This window comes from Cellulophaga algicola DSM 14237 (assembly GCF_000186265.1).
Classification (GTDB): domain Bacteria; phylum Bacteroidota; class Bacteroidia; order Flavobacteriales; family Flavobacteriaceae; genus Cellulophaga; species Cellulophaga algicola.
The window spans coordinates 1795744-1813234 of the sequence record NC_014934.1 but is presented as its reverse complement, the minus strand read 5'-3'; the positions used below and the strand labels follow the sequence as shown (position 1 = coordinate 1813234).

The window sequence follows — 17491 nt, the reverse complement described above, 5'->3', positions numbered from 1 at the left end:
AAAGCACAAAAGTTTATGGTAGCAGTTTTTATTAAGAATATATTCAAAATTAATTTTAAAACTTTAATTATTAATTTTAAGTACTTACCGTTTACGCAGGCTATTTATTTGCCAATTTTTGTTAGTAGAAAATGCAATTTGCTAGTCTTAAAAGGTGAAATTAAAATAGAAGGAAAGATAAGCCCCGGCTTGGTACAAATTGGTTATGGTAAAATTGGAATTTTTGACAAAAGATACTCTAGAAGTGTTTTAGAAATAAAAGGGAAAATTACATTTAAAGGCAAGGCAAGAATTGGACAAGGTAGCAAGCTATCAGTTGGCTCTAAAGGGCATATGATTCTGGGAAATAATTTACTCGTAACGGCAGAATCTTCAATTGTAAGTCATAAAAAAATTAGCATTGGAGACGATGTCTTAATTTCATGGGATGTTTTAATTATGGATACTGATTTTCATAGTATTTACACAGAGAATGGAGAAAAAATAAATCCCAATAAAGACATTGTTATTGGTGATAGGGTATGGATTGGCTGTCGTTGTTTAATTTTGAAAGGGTCAGAAATTCCAAATAAAAGTGTAATAGCTGCAAATACAGTCTATTCCACTAATAAATTGAAAGAAAATAATTCAATTATAGGAGGAATACCAGTAAGAGTTATTAAAGAAAGAGTAACTTGGGAAATATAAATTCCAAAAAAATAAATTAAGTTTTATAATCCGTAGCTCAAAATGAAAATAGGAATTGATGCAAAGTGGTTTTTTGATGGGCCTCCAAGTGGTAGAGTTGTGGTGAAAAATATTGTCAAAGAACTGTTAACCTATAACAAAAAAGATGAGTTTTATCTTTTTCTAAATAAATCAGATAAAAATAAACCTTTCCCATTTTTAGATAATAATGTTACACTGATTTACATTAAAAACATTAATAATGCACTTAGCAATGTTTTTTTACTTCCTCAATATTCAAGAAAACTAAAATTGGATGTAATTCTATACCAAAATTTTTCCGCTGTTTTAACTAGAAGTAAGAGTATTAATTATATACATGACGTATTATTCTTAGATTTTCCAGAATATTATACTCTCAAAGAAAGAATATATCTATGGCCAATAAAGTATCTTTCAAAATTTTCGAACCATATTATTACTATTTCAGAGAGTGAAAAAAAAAGAATTATAAGACATAACTTCATGAAAAAAGAGGCTATCTCTGTTGTATATCATGGAATAAACAAGGATTATGAACAGACGCATTCTCAAGAAAGTATTAGAATATTTAAGGAGAAATATAATCTCCCGAAGAAATTTATTTTGTATTTCGGTAGGTTAAATTACAGAAAAAATATTTCCACATTACTTAAGTCCTTAAAAGATATAAAGGATATATCTTTGGTTATAGCAGGAAAAGCAGACCATGAAATGGCTAATTTAAAAAACGCTATTACCAAACTTAACTTAGAAGAGAGAGTCTTATTTACTGGTTATATTCAAGATGATGATGTAATTAAACTATATGCTTCAGCACATATATTTTGTTTCCCGTCTTTTGCAGAAGGGTTCGGATTACCACCATTAGAATCTATGGCTTCAGGCACCCCCGTTATTGTATCCAACACTACTTCATTACCGGAAATATGTGCTAATGCAGTTTTATACATTAACCCTAATGATGCAACGGATATTGCAAATAAAATTAACACCCTTTTACAGGACGAAAATATGTATTTAAAATTAGCAAACCTTGGTAAGGAGCGTGCGAAAAAATTTAGTTGGGAAACTACAGCCGAACAAATAAATAATATATTTAATATTGTAGGGTGCAATGAAGATAGATAAATTAATATCGAAAATAAAAGGAGATAGCAACTATAAAATTCAATCAGAATATTCAAATATTGAATTGTTTAAAGTGCTATATTATCGTTTTTTTCAAGTCGCGAGAGGGTCTTGGTCTAAATTGACCTTTATTAAAACAAGTGGAATATTTTTTAAAGGAAAAAACATTAAAATTAGACACTCTCAATTGTTTAGTGCAGGAAAAAATTTAATTCTAGGGGACTACGTTTTCATAGATGCCTTATCTGAGAATGGAATTACATTGGGTAATAATGTAACCATTGAACGAAATTCTATTATCGTGTGTACAGGTGTTATTTCTAATAAAGGTAAAGGTATCATGATTGGAAATAATTGCGGGATAAATGCAAATACCTTTATAGGAGGTCAAGGGGGTGTTAGAATAGGAAATCACGTAATTATGGGACCAGGGGTTAAAGTGTTTTCTGAGAACCACAGATTTGATGGAATAGGCAACATAAATCAACAAGGAGAAACTAGAATAGGAGTTGAGATTAAAGATAACTGTTGGCTAGGCAGTGGAGCAATAGTTTTAGACGGAGTTACCTTAGGGAGTAAAACAGTGGTTGCAGCAGGAAGTGTAGTAACTAAAAGCTTTAACGGAAATTGTATAATTGGCGGAATACCTGCAAAAATTATAAAAAAATTATAAAAAACTTGAATTCGGTGGAGTTTATATACAAGACAATGTTTATTGTTTATCTAATTATTCAAATACAATTCAATCAAATTGAATTAGTAGTGTCAAGTTCTATTTTTTGCATATGCTCGTTATTAATAATTGGAAACAGAAATTACATTTCTAAAAACTTATTTAATATTTTATTTCTACTAATTTTTATAGTACTGTTAGGCATTTCCGTAGGCTTAATAAACGATTCCTCCTTCTATGATAAATTGAGAGATATTTTACACTTTACTAAGCCAATAATTTTAATTATGGCTGGATACCTATTTAGTCTGAAAATTAATGACAATAAATTTATATTGAAAACTATATTAATAGTCGCCTTTATTATTTCAATCAAACACCTAATAACACTAGCCTCACTAAATTTAAAAGTAATAGATATTGGTCAAATAAGACAAAACGGAGGTGATGCTAGCTTTATAGAACTCTTCGCATTAATATTATTAATATTTAGAAAAAGATTTAATTTGTTGAATGTAATAAGCTCTAATAAAATAAACAATATTTTTATTATAGTTATTTTAACATCCTCTTTATTTTATTTTTCTAGGACAATGATCTTGGGTTTTTTTACATTTTATGTTTCTATTTTAGGATATACAAAGTTTTCTAAAAAAGCTATCAAATATTCAAGTATAACAGCAATAACCCTAATAATTTTATATATAATTTTATCATCTATAAAATTAGACCCTACAAGTTCACCTGCACAAAGCTTATTATTTAAGATTAGAAATGCACCATCTGAAGTATTTGAATCACCAAAAAAATATAGTCCAAATAATCATAAAGAAATTTATGAACATTGGAGAGCTTATGAAGCATCAAATGCGTTAAATCAGATGAGTGGTAATCCCATGAATTATTTAATAGGAAAGGGTTTTGGCTCCTTGATTGATTTAAAATTTATGGCTCCAATTGGGGGTCTTAATGGTCTTCGCTATATACCACACTTGCATAATGGTTATATATATATATTTTTTAAAACTGGTTGTCTCGGATTGCTAATATACCTCTTGGTACTTTATAGCTTATATAAAAAAGTTTATGACAATTTTAAGGATAAGCATAAAGTTATTTACTCAAGAATTATTTCTGGATTTGCCCTTTATTTTTTTTTTACAACATTAATAATTACCGGAATATATAACCTTAAAGAGGCATCGGTAATATTTTTAGGCATATTTTTATACTTCGCTCATAAATCTAGTACAAACAAAAAAATATATTATGATATTTAATAAAAGTTTAAATGCTATTAAATATATTAATTTAACTCAGAAATATGTTTTAATTCTTTCATTAATTGGTTTATTATTACCAGAAAACATTAGTAGTTTTATTCTAATTTTATTTGTATTTTTTTCTTTAATTAAAATAATTATTGAAAATAAAATTAATTATAAATTAAACAAAATTTATTATATATATTTAGGATTCTTCGCAATATTTATATTAAGCTGTTTTTTTTCAAATGAGACTCAGATAGCTTTCAGATCACTTCAAAAAAATATTGTGTGGCTCGTACTTCCAATATTATTTTCATTATCGGTAAGTTTAAATGAGAGAGAAAAATTTTATATTTTATTAAAATTTGCCCTCATTAGCCAAGCATATGCAATTTTTATATTTTTATCTGCTTGCTATAAATTTTATAATGGAGGAGAAATAAACGTTTTCTTTTATGATGATTTAACAACCATTATAAATTTTCACCCAGTTTACTTTTCCTTATATCTCCTTTTTTCATTGTCAACTATAATTGTAGGGTATCAAAAAAATGTATTTAAATGTTCAATATACCTAATTCTACTACTATTTATTTTTGATAGTTTTTTATTAATACTGCTTTCTTCAAAAAATATTTTATTAATATTCTTTATTTTGTCAATATTTTTTGTTTTTAAACATTACAATAATCGCAATTGGTTTGTAATTACATTTATCCTATTAATATTTATGTTTAAATCCTCCATAACTGGACAAAGATTTCAAGATTCAATTTTCTCTAAATGGGAACTTCTTTCTAAAAACACTTATTCTTATGATGATGAATTTACAGGAGTAACATTGAGGTTAATTACATGGAAGCTAGTTATATCTAGTATGAATCATGAGGATTATATACTTGGAATTGGCTCAGGTGACAGCCAAAATTTTATAGACAACACCTACAAAAAATATAAAATGGATGGAGCAGGATACCTTGGATATAATATGCATAATCAATTTTTAGAATATTTTCTCAGGTTTGGAATTGTTGGAATCTCTCTTTACAGTGTTATATTATTTGTATCTTTTAAAAAAGCGATTGAAGACAGGAATTTTTTATATTTAATATTTTTATTTTCATTTTCATCCCTATCACTTACCGAATCTAACTTACAAGTTCACCGAGGCTTGGTTTATTTTGTATTGTTTAATTCGCTTTTTTATTTTTCAAATACACCTAAGAAAATTTCAATCTAATTTTTACAAAATCATGAGTTCTAAAGAAAGAGTAGCAATTATAGGTACTGTCGGAATACCTGCTAAATATGGGGGGTTTGAAACTTTGGCAAATTATCTTGTTGATGAATTACATACTAGATTCAATTTTACTGTCTATTGCAGTAAGTACAATTATGATAATAAAGTGAAGAGTTATAATAACGCAAAACTTATATATCTCCCTTTAAATGCTAACGGAAAGTCTAGTATCGTTTACGACGCCATATCAATACTTCACTCATTATTTTATTCTGATACATTACTAATTCTAGGAGTTAGTGGAGCATTTATGATACCTTTTGTTAGAATATTCTCTAATAAAAAAATCATAACAAATATTGATGGTTTAGAATGGAAAAGAAACAAATGGGGACGACTAGCAAAAAAATATCTGAAATGGCAAGAAAGTATAGCTGTCAAATACAGCCATAATGTTATCGTAGATAATCAAGGAATTAGAGAGCACGTTAAATTGAACTATAATAAAAAAAGCACATTAATTACATATGGCTCAAATCATGCTTTTTTTGAAATATTGATGCCCGAAACTATTATAAAATATGAACTTCCTAAAGAATATGCTTTTAAAGTTTGCCGAATTGAACCTGAAAATAACATTGAATTAATATTAGCAACATTTTCAAAGTGTAATAAGAATATAGTGATTATAGGTAACTGGAATTCTAGTAGATATGGAGAAAAACTGAAATTGAAATATTCTCCATTTGATAATATATGGATTCTAGATCCAATATATGATCAGAAAATATTAAATCAAATTAGAAGTAATTGCACTATTTATATTCACGGACATAGTGCTGGAGGAACTAACCCATCTTTGGTAGAAGCAATGTATTTGGGTCTTCCAATAATAGCATTTAATGTTAATTATAATAAGTTTACAATGAATAATTTAAGTTATTACTTTTCAAATGAAGATGATCTTTTGAAGATCTTAAATAAGTTAGAAAAAGAAAAATTGAAACTTATAGGAATTGACTTGAAAACTTTTGCAGAATCTAATTATACATGGAGTAAAATTGCGAATGAGTATTCAAAATTGTTTTAGTTTTATATTGAGTAAGAATATTTTCACTATAAAGCTTTACATTTGAATTATAAATAAATTAATTTGTACTTCTTAGAATCAGCCATTGTATTATTTATAGGAGCTTTTCTTCTTACTTACTTAACAATTCCAAAAATTATTGCAGTTGTTGAGTATAAAAGATTAATGGACGATCCTAACCATAGAAGTTCTCACAAAGGTAGAACTCCAACATTGGGTGGTGTTGCGTTTTTCTACACTCTAATTTTTGCTTTATTCTTCATAAAAAATTGGAATGACTATGACGAAGGAATGTTTATTATTCCTGGACTCACCATTCTCTTTATTGTTGGTCTAAAAGATGATCTGGTGGTGTTAGGACCACTTTCGAAATTAATAGCTCAAGGACTTGCCGTCTCTTTTGTATTGGCTAACGAAGGCTTTATCATACACTCTTTAAATGGTTTTCTAAACATAAATGAAATCCCATATTTCTTATATTTAATAATTGGTGGTTTTATGATGATAACCATCATCAACTCATATAACCTTATTGACGGTATTGATGGTTTAGCCTCTATCGTTGGCATTGTTATACTAGTAATTTATACTACCATTTTCTATTTATCAGGTGAACATTATTACGCTTTAATTGGCTTAACCCTAAATGCATGCTTAATGGCCTTCTTTGGGTATAACATATCTGGAGACCGGAAAATTTTCATGGGAGATACAGGCTCCCTTATCGTTGGATTTATTATAAGTGTTTTAACTTTAAAATTTCTTTCTCTTACTCCTCAAGATTATACAGAGTTACCATTTCTTCTAGAAAATGCACCATTGATCGCAATCTCCATATTAATAGTACCGCTTTTTGATACGGCGAGAGTGTTTGCCATTCGATTAGCGAATAAAAGAGGACCTTTTTCTCCAGACAGGAATCATACGCATCATGTTCTAATAGATTATTGGAATTTAAGTCATAAACAAGCTAGTTTTCTTATTGGTTGTTTCAATTTAATTTTTGTAATGCTTTTTATTGTTTTAGGAAGTACTGCTAAAAATATAGGCATGGTGTTAATGCTAGTTAGCGTAGTCTTAATTTTAGGCTATGTATTTTTTAGATACAACTATAACTTTTCTACGTTAAAGCAGAAAATAAAAATTAAGAAAAAAGTAAGTCACCTCAAAACTAAGATAGAGAACTCTAAAAAGAAAAAAGAAAATCCAAATCCATGAAAAGAGTACTAATTACAGGAGCAGCAGGATTTTTAGGATCTCATTTATGTGATCGCTTTATAAAAGACGGTTATTATGTTATTGGCATGGATAATCTAATTACTGGTGACTTAAAAAATATAGAACACCTGTTTCACTTAAAACAATTTGAATTCCATCATCATGATGTGTGCAACTTTGTACATGTTAGCGGTGAACTAGACTATATATTACATTTTGCATCTCCTGCAAGCCCTATTGATTATTTAAAGATTCCTATTCAGACACTTAAAGTAAGTTCTGTAGGAACCCTTAATCTTCTGGGGTTGGCTAAAAAGAAAAATGCAAGAATATTAGTCGCCTCTACCTCTGAAATATATGGCGACCCGCTAGTACACCCTCAAAATGAAGAGTATTATGGCAATGTTAGCTCCATTGGTCCACGTGGCGTATATGATGAAGCAAAACGCTTTATGGAGTCCCTTACCATGGCCTATCACAGGTATCATGGCGTAGACACCCGAATTGTGCGTATTTTTAATACTTACGGCCCTAGAATGCGACTAAATGATGGCCGTGTAGTTCCTGCTTTTATGGGGCAAGCACTTCGTGGTGAAGATATCACCGTATTCGGAGATGGTTCTCAAACACGTTCCTTCTGCTATATAGATGATCAAGTAGAAGGTATTTATCGGCTGCTAATGAGTGATTATAGCAATCCTATCAATATTGGAAATCCGCATGAAACGACTATTTTAGAGTTCGCACAAGAAATCATTAAGCTTACCGGTACGCAGCAAAAAATTATTTTTGAACCATTACCGCAAGATGATCCTTTACAGAGACAACCAGATATCACTAAAGCAAAAGAAATTCTAGGATGGGAGCCTAAGATAGACCGTACGGAAGGCCTGAAAATAGTTTACGATTATTTTAAATCATTATCTCCTGAAGAACTTCAGAAAAAAGAACATAGGAATTTCACAAGTAAAGCGTAGCCCGTAGTATTTATCATTTAAAATAACTGGTATTATTCAACTCCAATAGGTATTTTTGCCCAAACCTTCTAGTAGTATGAACATTCTTATTCTTGGAGCAGGCGGTCGTGAACATACCCTTGCATGGAAATTAAAACAAAGTCCAAAATTATCTAATCTTTTTGTAGCACCTGGTAATGCAGGTACTGCAGCTATTGCTACAAACCTCAACATTGGCGTCAATGATTTTGAAGCTATTAAAACGGCTGTTCTTACCGAAAAGATAGAGATGGTCATTGTAGGCCCTGAAGATCCATTAGTAAATGGGGTTCATGATTTCTTTTTAAATGACAATGCTTTAAAAAATATTCCCGTTATAGGCCCGCAAAAAGCAGCGGCAACACTGGAAGGAAGTAAAGATTTTGCTAAAGAGTTTATGATGCGTCATAACATCCCTACGGCTGCTTATGAAAGTTTTACGGCTGAAACTCTTGAAAAAGGATATACTTTTTTAGAAAGTTTAAAACCACCTTATGTTTTAAAAGCAGACGGATTAGCCGCTGGTAAAGGTGTTGTAATATTAAAAGATTTACAGGAAGCTAAAGATGAACTTAAAGCCATGCTGGTAGACGCCAAATTTGGTACTGCCAGTACTACTGTTGTTATAGAAGAGTTCTTAGACGGTATAGAATTAAGCGTTTTTGTATTAACGGATGGTAAGAACTACAAAGTATTACCTACCGCAAAAGATTATAAACGTATAGGAGAAGGAGACACTGGACTTAATACGGGTGGTATGGGCGCTATTTCGCCTGTTCCTTTTGCGAGTGATGCCTTCATGGATAAAATACACACCCAAGTTGTTATCCCTACCGTAGAAGGTCTTAAAAAGGATAATTTACCTTATAAAGGATTTATATTTATTGGGCTGATTAAGGTTGATGATAATCCTAAAGTTATTGAATATAATGTTCGTTTAGGCGATCCAGAAACTGAAGTAGTTATCCCTCGTTTAAAAAATGATTTAGTAGACGTTTTACAAGCAGTTGCCAATCAAACATTAAATGAGATAGATTTACAGGTAGATGAACGTACTGCGACAACAGTTATGGCTGTTTCTGGGGGCTATCCTGAGGCTTACGAAAAAGGTAAAGAAATTACTGGTTTTAATTTGATTAAAGATGCCACTGTGTTTCATGCAGGTACAACTTTAGTAGATGGAAAAGTGGTTACTTCAGGTGGACGCGTATTAGCGGTTACTGCTTTTGGGTCCGATTTTAAAGAAGCTTTAAAAATCGCGTACCAAAATATAGAAAAATTGAAGTTTGAAAAGATGAATTATAGAAAAGATCTAGGTTTTGATCTATAGTCAAAAACAATTATAACATAAAAAAAGCCCTTTTACAAGGGCTTTTTTAGTTCTTACAAGAAAGAATGTCCAGAAACATCTTTACGTTCTTCTCCAGAATCGTTATATTTTTTCAATTGTAACATCCAATATACAAAGGCTACAGCGCCAATAATCATGAAAATCCAATTCAAGGTACTAGCACCCCACCAGCTATGCATAAAACGCAACGCATCAAGAGGTATAAACAATACATTTACAAATAAATCTTCAATCGCTCTAAAAAATGATTCCATCTTAATTATATTTACCATGCAAAAATATAAAAACCTAAGATGATTTCAAGCATTTTTGGAAAAACAAAACCAATAAATTATATCTTAATACTTTCATTTCTGTTTGTATTCTATTGGTTTACCGTTTTCATCCTTTATTCTATCCCCTATAATTCTACTACTATCTTTACTCAAATAGGGGTTTTAGGGGTACTTCTGTTTATGGTTTTTATTATCAACTTCATTGTAAAACGGAATAAAATAACATCAGATCATTCATATACTATTTTATTTTTTACATTGTTAATTTTGGTTTTTCCTGAAATTTTATTGGATAACTATAGTATTGTCTGTTCCTTTTTTCTGCTTTTAGCCTTAAGAAGGCTTTTAAGTATCAAATCGCTCCAATCTATTAAAATAAAAATTTTTGATGCAAGTATGTGGATTGCTGTAGCTAGTCTATTTTATGATTGGGCAATTTTGTTCTTAATTCTAGTATACATTACGATATATCTATACAACCCAAAGAATATTAGAAACTGGATTGTACCCTTAATTGGAGTCGCTACTGTTTTTTTAATTTCTTCAGCTATTTTAATTTTAGCTCAACACCCAGATTACATCTTAAATCATTATAAATTTACGGTGAGTACCACATCAGAATATCTATTAGAATGGCGCCATAGCATTCGCTTAATAACCTATGTTTTTGCTGTACTTGTGTTAATTGTAATTACATTTATTAAACTTAGCAACTCTGGTCAAGGAAGAATTAATACTATACGTCTTATCAATATATTTTTCTTAATAGGAATTACCATTACTTTACTTAATTCTAATCATGAAATTTCTCCAATATTGATGACATTCTTTCCTGCTTCAGTTTTTATGTCTAATTATATTGAGACTATTAAAAAACCGAATATTAAAGAAATGGCCTTGATTGCGAGTATTATTATCCCTTTTATCATCTTGATGATACGGTTTATTTAAGTCAAATAGTATCTTTGCAAGAAAGCGTAATTTATGTTTAGCGAATTTGCATTCAAAATCTTCGAAGAAAGTATAGCCAAATATCATGTAAAGGATGATGTATATCAATCTTTTGAAAACCCATATCCAAAAGATGATATCTCGCACCTACTCTATCGAAAAAATTGGATAGATACGGTGCAATGGCATTATGAAGATATTATTCGTGACCCAAATATAAACCCAGATGCTGCGCTAATACTTAAGCGTAAGATAGATGCGAGTAACCAAGATAGAACAGACCTTGTGGAATATATTGACAGCTATTTCTTAAATAAATACCAATCGGTTTCAATTAAAGATACTGCTACAATTAATACAGAAAGTCCTGCCTGGGCTATTGATCGTTTATCTATTCTAGCATTGAAAATTTACCATATGAATGAAGAAGCTAATAGAACAGACGCTTCTTCTGAACATTTAAAAAAATGTAGTGATAAGCTTAACATTCTTTTAGAGCAGCGAAAAGATTTATTTACAGCTATTGATCAATTGTTAACGGACATTGAAAACGGAGAAAAATACATGAAAGTCTACAAACAGATGAAAATGTATAATGACGATGAAATGAACCCTGTTCTTCGCGGTAAGAAATAATTTTACTTTTCATATGAATCCAATCAACCATATTTTGGTCATTAGATTATCTGCTATGGGAGATGTTGCTATGACTGTCCCTGTTTTATTAGCCTTTCAAGAGCAATATCCTGAAGTTAAAATTAGCCTACTTACAAAAGCTTTTTTTAAGCCGATGTTTTCTCAATTACAGAATGTTTCCATAATTGAAGCAGATATAAAAGGAAGACATAAAGGCATGATTGGATTATACCGCCTAAGTAAAGAATTAAAAGCATTGCAGATAGATGCCGTTGCAGATTTGCATAATGTACTAAGAAGTAATATTCTTAAGCAATATTTTAAAACCAGTAAAATTCCTTTTATTCAAATTGATAAAGGAAGAGCCGAAAAAAAGGCTTTAATTGCAAAAAAGAACAAAAAATTTATAGCGCTTAAGACTACTCAGCAACGTTATGCAGATGTATTTGATAAATTAGGTTTCCCTTTAGATTTAAAAGAATCTAAACTTCTAAAAAAAGAAGCTATTAATGAAAAAACACAAAAACTTGTTAGTGCAGGAACAAAGACCTGGATTGGAATAGCACCCTTTGCTGCTTTTTCTGGGAAAATGTATCCCCTAGCGTATATGGAGAAAGTGGTATCAGAACTAAATAATGCTAACAGGTATAAAATTCTTCTTTTTGGCGGCGGCGTTAAAGAGAAAGAAATACTTTCTAAATGGGAAAATAACTATAGCAATACGCTCAATATGGCGGGCCTAATTACATTAGACGAAGAACTTGCCGTAATTTCACAGCTAGACATCATGGTAGCCATGGACAGTGGTAATGCCCATTTAGCTGCAATGTATGCAATACCCACATTAACACTGTGGGGCGTAACACACCCGTATGCAGGATTCTACCCTTTTAGACAGAAAGAGCACAATGCATTGCTTCCTGACAGAGAAAAATACCCTTTAATACCTACCTCTATTTATGGCAACAAAGTTCCCATTGGTTATGGTAAAGTTATGGAAACCATTAAACCAGAAATGGTATTAAAAAAGATTGAAGAAATTTTACATTAAGCTGTTTGCTTGTTCACCATTGCTCTAAAGAAAAATCGCAATTGTTGCATATAGCGATACCTCAAAGCAGTGGGGCTACCCTCGACCATCATAGTTCTAATTCCTATGAAAGAAGAAATAATATAGCTAGCAGCACCTTCACAATCAATATGACGATCTACAAAACCGTTAAACTTTCCTCTTTGCAATGCAGAGACTAGGTTAACTTCCCAAATTTTTAAAGTATCATTCAAATACTTCATTATCTCGGGGTTCTTACCATTAAATTCTGTAATGAAATTACTTAACACAAAGCCATAATCATTTTCATTATGTTCTGCTGTTTGCAAAGCTTCATCAATACAGGTCGATATTAAATTTAAAGGATCTTCGTGACCTTCGATAGGCTCAATCAACATGCTATACACCTTCCGGACAACTAATTGTTGTAGAATACTAATAAAAAAATCTTCCTTTGATTTAAAATGGTAATAAAAAGCTCCTTTAGAAAGACTAAGTTCTTTTAAGATTTCATCAACACTTGTATTATAATAGCCTTTTTTATAGAACAATTCTAGTCCTGTAACTTGCATTTTATGCATGGTAGCCATGCGCTTTAAACTCTTTTCCATACGATTTGGGTTTTGGGGTAAACAGACTGTAGGGTCTGTTACAAAGATATCAAGTACTCTCAATAATCTCTATAAAAGAAGGTAGATGGAGTAAATATTACGTTATACTACCAAAAATTATAGATAAATGGCTATTTTAGTATAATTACCAAACCCATTAGTCGGTTTTATCGTAGTTACATCGACAGAAAGTTTTAAAAGTTAGCTACTTTTACATTAAATGAATTACTAAAAAAATAAGGTTACCAATATTTTACCGACCAAATGTACCAATGACACCAAATAACAACAAAACAGTATTATTTGTTTTTTCACTTTCTGCTACCATTGAGGCAGAAAGGAAACCATTATTCGGGGTCAGCAAAAAGAATGTTTCCAAAGAATTTTTTCGGCTTTTAAATAAGAAAACACTTCAAATTGCAAAAAATAGTGGGGTTGATGTTGTTTGGATAGACGAAACACAACAGAAAGGTAAAACCTTTAATGAGCGCTACGCTAACGCCTACCAATCTCTATTTGACCAAGGGTATGAAAATGTTATCTCTATTGGTAACGATACCCCTAACCTTACTTCCCATCACATTACAACTGCGATTAAAACACTTTCGCACCAACAACTAGTTTTTGGCCCTTCAAAAGATGGTGGGGTATACCTTTTAGGCTATACAGAAAAGGCCTTTGATGAAAAAGTATTTAGAAATTTCTCTTGGTTAACGAGTAAGCTATCTAATGAATTAAAAGATTATGCCGTTCAAGAAGAGTTATCATTCTCAGTCTTAGAAACTTTGGAAGATATTGATTCTAAAAAAAACGCCTTAGAATTTGCATACACCAACCAGAAATCAACATTTGCAGTATATATCTTATTTCACTTAACATCTGTTAAAACGAAATATGAAAATAATACATTAGATTTTAGACCAAACATACTACTTCATAGCTTTCTTTTAAGAGGACCCCCTTCTCAATAGTTTTTCCAAAATATACAACCAGCATTAAGAAAATCAACCTAGTAAAACAACTAGGTAGTTTACTTTATGTAAATATCTTATTTATTATTTAAAAAAACTACTATGAAAATAGCACTAATAACTGTATTCCAGTTATTTGCCCTAACCGTATTTGCACAAACCAATACGTATAAGGCAATTGTGGTCGATACTGATAATCTACCAATACCTTTTGTAACCATAAATCAGACAACAACAAATAACTATACCACTAGTGATGATGATGGTAATTTTAGTTTAGCTACAACTACCACCAATTTTATAATCAACATTACATCAATTGGGTATAAAAGTCAAAAAATCACTATTACGAATGGTAATTTTCCTAAAAAAATAATCCTAGAAACCGATACCGAACAATTAAATGAAATTGTAGTTACAGCATTAGGCATAGAAAGAGAGAAACAATCATTAGTATCTGCCGTGACTACAGTGGGTCCAGAAAAATTAACCGAAGTTACTTTAACGAATGTTGTAAACAGCCTTGCAGGACAAGTTGCTGGCGTACAAATAACTAATGGTTCTTCTGGTGTAGGTTCCTCATCTCGAATTGTAATCCGTGGCGAAAACTCTTTAAGCGGCAGCAATCAGCCCCTATTTGTAGTAGATGGCGTCCCTATTAGTAACGAACAAATAACCAGTAACCTCGTAAATAATGGTGCATTACAAGAAGTAGATTTTGGTAATGGTGGGTCTGAGATTAGTCCTGATGATATTGCTTCTATATCTATATTAAAAGGAGCTGGTTCTGCAGCATTATATGGCGCAAGAGCAGCAAACGGAGTTGTAGTCATTACCACTAAAAGAGGAAAAAACAAGAAAGGGTTTGGAGTTACAACAAGTAGCTCATTAACGGTTGAAACCTTATTGACGTTACCGGAATATCAGAACGTTTATGGTGGTGGTTCTAATGGTGCTTATTCATTCCAAAATGGCGCTGGTGCAGGGGTTAATGATGGCGGATTAAGTAGTTATGGACCCAAATTAAATGAAGGTCTCTTAATTAATCAGTTTGATAGCCCGTCTGAAGATATTAACGGCAACACCGTACGTGCAGGTGATGTAATTTCAAGGACTTTTGCCGATGGTACCTATACCCCAATTACCGCAACACCATGGGTATCTAATCCCGATAATGTGCGTAATTTTTTTAAAACTGGGGTGACCAAACAAAATAATATCGCCATAAATTCTTCTGGGGAAAATGGCAGTAGCCGTTTATCCTATACTAATTTAAGAAACGAAGGTATCATACCAAATACAGATTTAGATAGAGATGGTATTTCACTAAGCGTAAATCAAATATTAAGCGATAAACTCAATGTAAATGCATTTGTCAATTATATAAATACTCGGAGTGGTAACCGTCCTAACCTAGGTTATGGCTATGAGAATCCGCTTTATGGTTTTAATTGGACCGGTAGACAAGCAAATGTAGCATCGCTAAAAGAGTACTGGCAAGCAGGCCAAACTAATGTGCAACATTTTGACATAAACTACAATTGGTTAACAAACCCCTACTTAACGGTTTTTGAGAATACCAATAGCTTCAATAAAAATAGATTTTTAGGAAACGCTTCTGCTATATATAACATAACAAATAAGCTTGATGTTACCGTGCGGGCAGGTATTGATACTTATAATGACAAGCGAGAATTTAGGCGCGCTGTAAGCACCAATGCAAACTCCGAAGGGTCTTTTAGAGAGGACAATGTGTATTTCAGAGAATTAAATACAGATATTTTAATCTCATATAAAGACATCATCAATGATGATTGGAAATACACCCTTGCAGGCGGTGCAAACCGTTTTGATCAGGACATTAAATATAGTTTTACCGAAGCCTCACAATTAGCCATACCGGATATTTATACCTTAGCAAATTCTAAATCTGCTTTGGTTGCTGAGAGTAATTTATTTACGAAAAGGATAAACAGTGTTTATGCAACAGGAAATTTGGCTTATAAAAATTCGCTTTATTTTGATTTTACCTATAGAAATGATTGGAGTAGCACATTGCCAGAAAATAGCAATTCTTTTGGATATTATTCTGCCGGGTTTAGTTATGTGGTTAGTAATATGTTTCAAATGCCAGAAGGGATATCCTTTTTAAACTTAAGGTTTAGTGCGGCTAGTGTTGGTAATGATACCGATCCTTATCAAAACAATCAAAACTTTTTACTGAACCAAAATTATGGTGCTGATTTTAGGGTAACCAATGAAAATGTTCTTAAAAATGCAAATCTAAAGCCAGAACGATTAAATGCTTTTGAAGCAGGTTTAGAGGCTTGGTTTTTAGATGGACGTTTACAAGTAGACATTGCAGGCTATCAAAATACAAGTGTCGATCAAATTATATCTAGACCTATTTCCGAAGCCAGTGGTTTTGGTAATTTTAATGTCAATGGTGGTAAAGTGCGTACGAGAGGTTTTGAAGCTTTGGTTAGCGGGACTATTATTGAAAAAGCAGATTTTCAATGGCAAAGCTCTGTAAATTTCTCTACTGCAAAAAGTATTGTAACAGAACTACCCGAAGGTGTTACTCAATTTGTTACGGGTACTGCCAACATCTTTTCAGGTGGTGGTGGCTCAAATACGGTATTCTATATTGCTCGTGAAAATGGTCGTGTTGGGGATATGTATGGAACCGGTTTCGTACAAGTAGATGGGCAAGTAGTTCATGATGCTAACGGATTCCCAATTCAAGATCCTAACCTTCGCTTATTAGGAAACTACAATGCAGATTTTCAAGTAGGGTTTAACAACAAATTCTCCTATAAAAATTTAGATTTCACCTTCTTATTTGATTGGAGACAGGGCGGAACAATTGTTTCTAGAACAAAAGCATTAGGAAGTACTTCTGGCGTTTTAAAAGAAACGCTTGAAGGTAGAGAAAACGGAATTATTGGTGCTGGGGTCGTTAATATTGGCACTGCAGACGCTCCGCAATATGCAGCAAATACCACCGTAGTTTCTGCCCAAGATTACAACAACACGTTTTTTGATCGTGGTAATGAAGCTAGTGCTTTATATGATGCTTCTTATGTAAAATTAAGACAGGTTAGCATCTATTTTAATTTCCCTGATCAATTGGTAAACGCTATTGGGTTCAACAAAATTAAACTTGGTTTAGTAGGTAGTAATTTATTACTATTTACCGAAAACCCACATTTTGATCCTGAATTAAATGCATTACAAGAACAAAGTATCACCTATGGTGTGGAAGACTTTTCATACCCCTCTACAAGAAGCTTTGGAATTAGTCTAAAAACTGAATTTTAAGAAA

Annotated in this window: 16 protein-coding genes; 14 read left to right on the top strand and 2 right to left on the bottom strand. The window is 31.7% G+C overall.

The genetic code is table 11. The annotated features are described in order from the left end of the window. Window positions 1–15 precede the first annotated feature (15 nt). The 9 genes from CELAL_RS07835 (at window position 16) to purD (ending at window position 9650) form a co-directional block, all read left to right on the top strand. Window positions 16–687, top strand: coding sequence for an acyltransferase (locus CELAL_RS07835; protein WP_013550369.1), 672 nt, complete (start codon window positions 16–18; stop codon window positions 685–687). Window positions 688–729: 42 nt separating this feature from the next. Further along, on the top strand, window positions 730–1836 hold the full coding sequence (locus tag CELAL_RS07830) for a glycosyltransferase family 4 protein (RefSeq protein ID WP_013550368.1): 1107 nt from the start codon (window positions 730–732) through the stop codon (window positions 1834–1836). Further along, a complete protein-coding gene (locus tag CELAL_RS07825) occupies window positions 1823–2509 on the top strand; it encodes an acyltransferase (protein WP_013550367.1) in 687 nt (228 codons plus the stop codon). The genes CELAL_RS07830 and CELAL_RS07825 overlap by 14 nt, the downstream gene beginning before the upstream one ends. Window positions 2510–2796: 287 nt before the next feature. After that, window positions 2797–3789, top strand: coding sequence for an O-antigen ligase family protein (locus CELAL_RS07820; protein WP_041557623.1), 993 nt, complete (start codon window positions 2797–2799; stop codon window positions 3787–3789). Next, entirely contained in the window at window positions 3779–5017 is a 1239-nt protein-coding gene (locus CELAL_RS07815; RefSeq protein ID WP_013550365.1) for an O-antigen ligase family protein, read from the top strand. Before CELAL_RS07820 ends, CELAL_RS07815 begins: the two co-directional genes overlap by 11 nt. A 13-nt stretch (window positions 5018–5030) precedes the next feature. Continuing rightward, on the top strand, window positions 5031–6107 hold the full coding sequence (locus CELAL_RS07810) for a DUF1972 domain-containing protein (RefSeq protein WP_013550364.1): 1077 nt from the start codon (window positions 5031–5033) through the stop codon (window positions 6105–6107). 63 nt (window positions 6108–6170) lie between these two features. Beyond that, entirely contained in the window at window positions 6171–7325 is a 1155-nt protein-coding gene (locus CELAL_RS07805) for an MraY family glycosyltransferase (RefSeq protein ID WP_013550363.1), read from the top strand. After that, window positions 7322–8302, top strand: a complete 981-nt coding sequence (locus CELAL_RS07800) for a UDP-glucuronic acid decarboxylase family protein (RefSeq protein ID WP_013550362.1) — start codon at window positions 7322–7324, stop codon at window positions 8300–8302. Before CELAL_RS07805 ends, CELAL_RS07800 begins: the two co-directional genes overlap by 4 nt. A gap of 76 nt (window positions 8303–8378) precedes the next feature. Then, window positions 8379–9650 carry a phosphoribosylamine--glycine ligase gene (gene purD, locus CELAL_RS07795; RefSeq protein ID WP_013550361.1) on the top strand — a complete coding sequence of 424 codons (1272 nt, stop codon included), beginning with the start codon at window positions 8379–8381 and terminating at the stop codon, window positions 9648–9650. A gap of 53 nt (window positions 9651–9703) precedes the next feature. Here the strand turns inward: purD and CELAL_RS07790 are convergent, their stop codons facing one another. Then, window positions 9704–9925, bottom strand: a complete 222-nt coding sequence (locus CELAL_RS07790) for a DUF6341 family protein (protein ID WP_013550360.1) — start codon at window positions 9923–9925, stop codon at window positions 9704–9706. A gap of 39 nt (window positions 9926–9964) precedes the next feature. Here CELAL_RS07790 and CELAL_RS07785 point away from each other — a divergent pair, with 39 nt between their 5' ends. The 3 genes from CELAL_RS07785 to CELAL_RS07775 are packed head-to-tail and all read left to right on the top strand — an operon-like array spanning window position 9965 to window position 12584. Further along, entirely contained in the window at window positions 9965–10897 is a 933-nt protein-coding gene (locus CELAL_RS07785; RefSeq protein ID WP_013550359.1) for a DUF6427 family protein, read from the top strand. 33 nt (window positions 10898–10930) lie between these two features. Beyond that, complete coding sequence (locus tag CELAL_RS07780) at window positions 10931–11533, top strand: DUF4254 domain-containing protein (RefSeq protein WP_013550358.1); 603 nt, start codon at window positions 10931–10933, stop codon at window positions 11531–11533. A gap of 13 nt (window positions 11534–11546) precedes the next feature. Next, complete coding sequence (locus CELAL_RS07775) at window positions 11547–12584, top strand: glycosyltransferase family 9 protein (protein ID WP_013550357.1); 1038 nt, start codon at window positions 11547–11549, stop codon at window positions 12582–12584. On the opposite strand, the gene CELAL_RS07770 is transcribed toward CELAL_RS07775, so the two are convergent. Beyond that, window positions 12581–13195, bottom strand: coding sequence for a TetR/AcrR family transcriptional regulator (locus tag CELAL_RS07770; RefSeq protein ID WP_013550356.1), 615 nt, complete (start codon window positions 13193–13195; stop codon window positions 12581–12583). The two genes, CELAL_RS07775 and CELAL_RS07770, sit on opposite strands and share 4 nt — an antisense overlap. A gap of 272 nt (window positions 13196–13467) precedes the next feature. On the opposite strand from CELAL_RS07770, the gene CELAL_RS07765 reads away from it, so the two are divergent. After that, window positions 13468–14166, top strand: a complete 699-nt coding sequence (locus CELAL_RS07765; protein ID WP_013550355.1) for a TIGR04282 family arsenosugar biosynthesis glycosyltransferase — start codon at window positions 13468–13470, stop codon at window positions 14164–14166. Window positions 14167–14268: 102 nt separating this feature from the next. Next, window positions 14269–17487: a SusC/RagA family TonB-linked outer membrane protein gene (locus CELAL_RS07760; protein ID WP_013550354.1), complete on the top strand. Its 3219-nt coding sequence runs from the start codon at window positions 14269–14271 to the stop codon at window positions 17485–17487. Window positions 17488–17491: the final 4 nt, after the last annotated feature.

Excerpts from the sequence above, each read along its gene's own strand:
- CELAL_RS07810 (WP_013550364.1), top strand. The coding sequence starts at position 5,031 with ATGAGTTCTAAAGAAAGAGTAGCAATTATAGGTACTGTCGGAATACCT.
- CELAL_RS07790 (WP_013550360.1), bottom strand. The coding sequence starts at position 9,925 with ATGGAATCATTTTTTAGAGCGATTGAAGATTTATTTGTAAATGTATTG.
- CELAL_RS07825 (WP_013550367.1), top strand. The coding sequence starts at position 1,823 with ATGAAGATAGATAAATTAATATCGAAAATAAAAGGAGATAGCAACTAT.
- purD (WP_013550361.1), top strand. The coding sequence starts at position 8,379 with ATGAACATTCTTATTCTTGGAGCAGGCGGTCGTGAACATACCCTTGCA.
- CELAL_RS07820 (WP_041557623.1), top strand. The coding sequence starts at position 2,797 with ATGGCTGGATACCTATTTAGTCTGAAAATTAATGACAATAAATTTATA.
- CELAL_RS07775 (WP_013550357.1), top strand. The coding sequence starts at position 11,547 with ATGAATCCAATCAACCATATTTTGGTCATTAGATTATCTGCTATGGGA.
- CELAL_RS07765 (WP_013550355.1), top strand. The coding sequence starts at position 13,468 with ATGACACCAAATAACAACAAAACAGTATTATTTGTTTTTTCACTTTCT.
- CELAL_RS07830 (WP_013550368.1), top strand. The coding sequence starts at position 730 with ATGAAAATAGGAATTGATGCAAAGTGGTTTTTTGATGGGCCTCCAAGT.
- CELAL_RS07760 (WP_013550354.1), top strand. The coding sequence starts at position 14,269 with ATGAAAATAGCACTAATAACTGTATTCCAGTTATTTGCCCTAACCGTA.
- CELAL_RS07770 (WP_013550356.1), bottom strand. The coding sequence starts at position 13,195 with ATGGAAAAGAGTTTAAAGCGCATGGCTACCATGCATAAAATGCAAGTT.
- CELAL_RS07815 (WP_013550365.1), top strand. The coding sequence starts at position 3,779 with ATGATATTTAATAAAAGTTTAAATGCTATTAAATATATTAATTTAACT.
- CELAL_RS07835 (WP_013550369.1), top strand. The coding sequence starts at position 16 with ATGGTAGCAGTTTTTATTAAGAATATATTCAAAATTAATTTTAAAACT.
- CELAL_RS07800 (WP_013550362.1), top strand. The coding sequence starts at position 7,322 with ATGAAAAGAGTACTAATTACAGGAGCAGCAGGATTTTTAGGATCTCAT.
- CELAL_RS07785 (WP_013550359.1), top strand. The coding sequence starts at position 9,965 with ATGATTTCAAGCATTTTTGGAAAAACAAAACCAATAAATTATATCTTA.
- CELAL_RS07780 (WP_013550358.1), top strand. The coding sequence starts at position 10,931 with ATGTTTAGCGAATTTGCATTCAAAATCTTCGAAGAAAGTATAGCCAAA.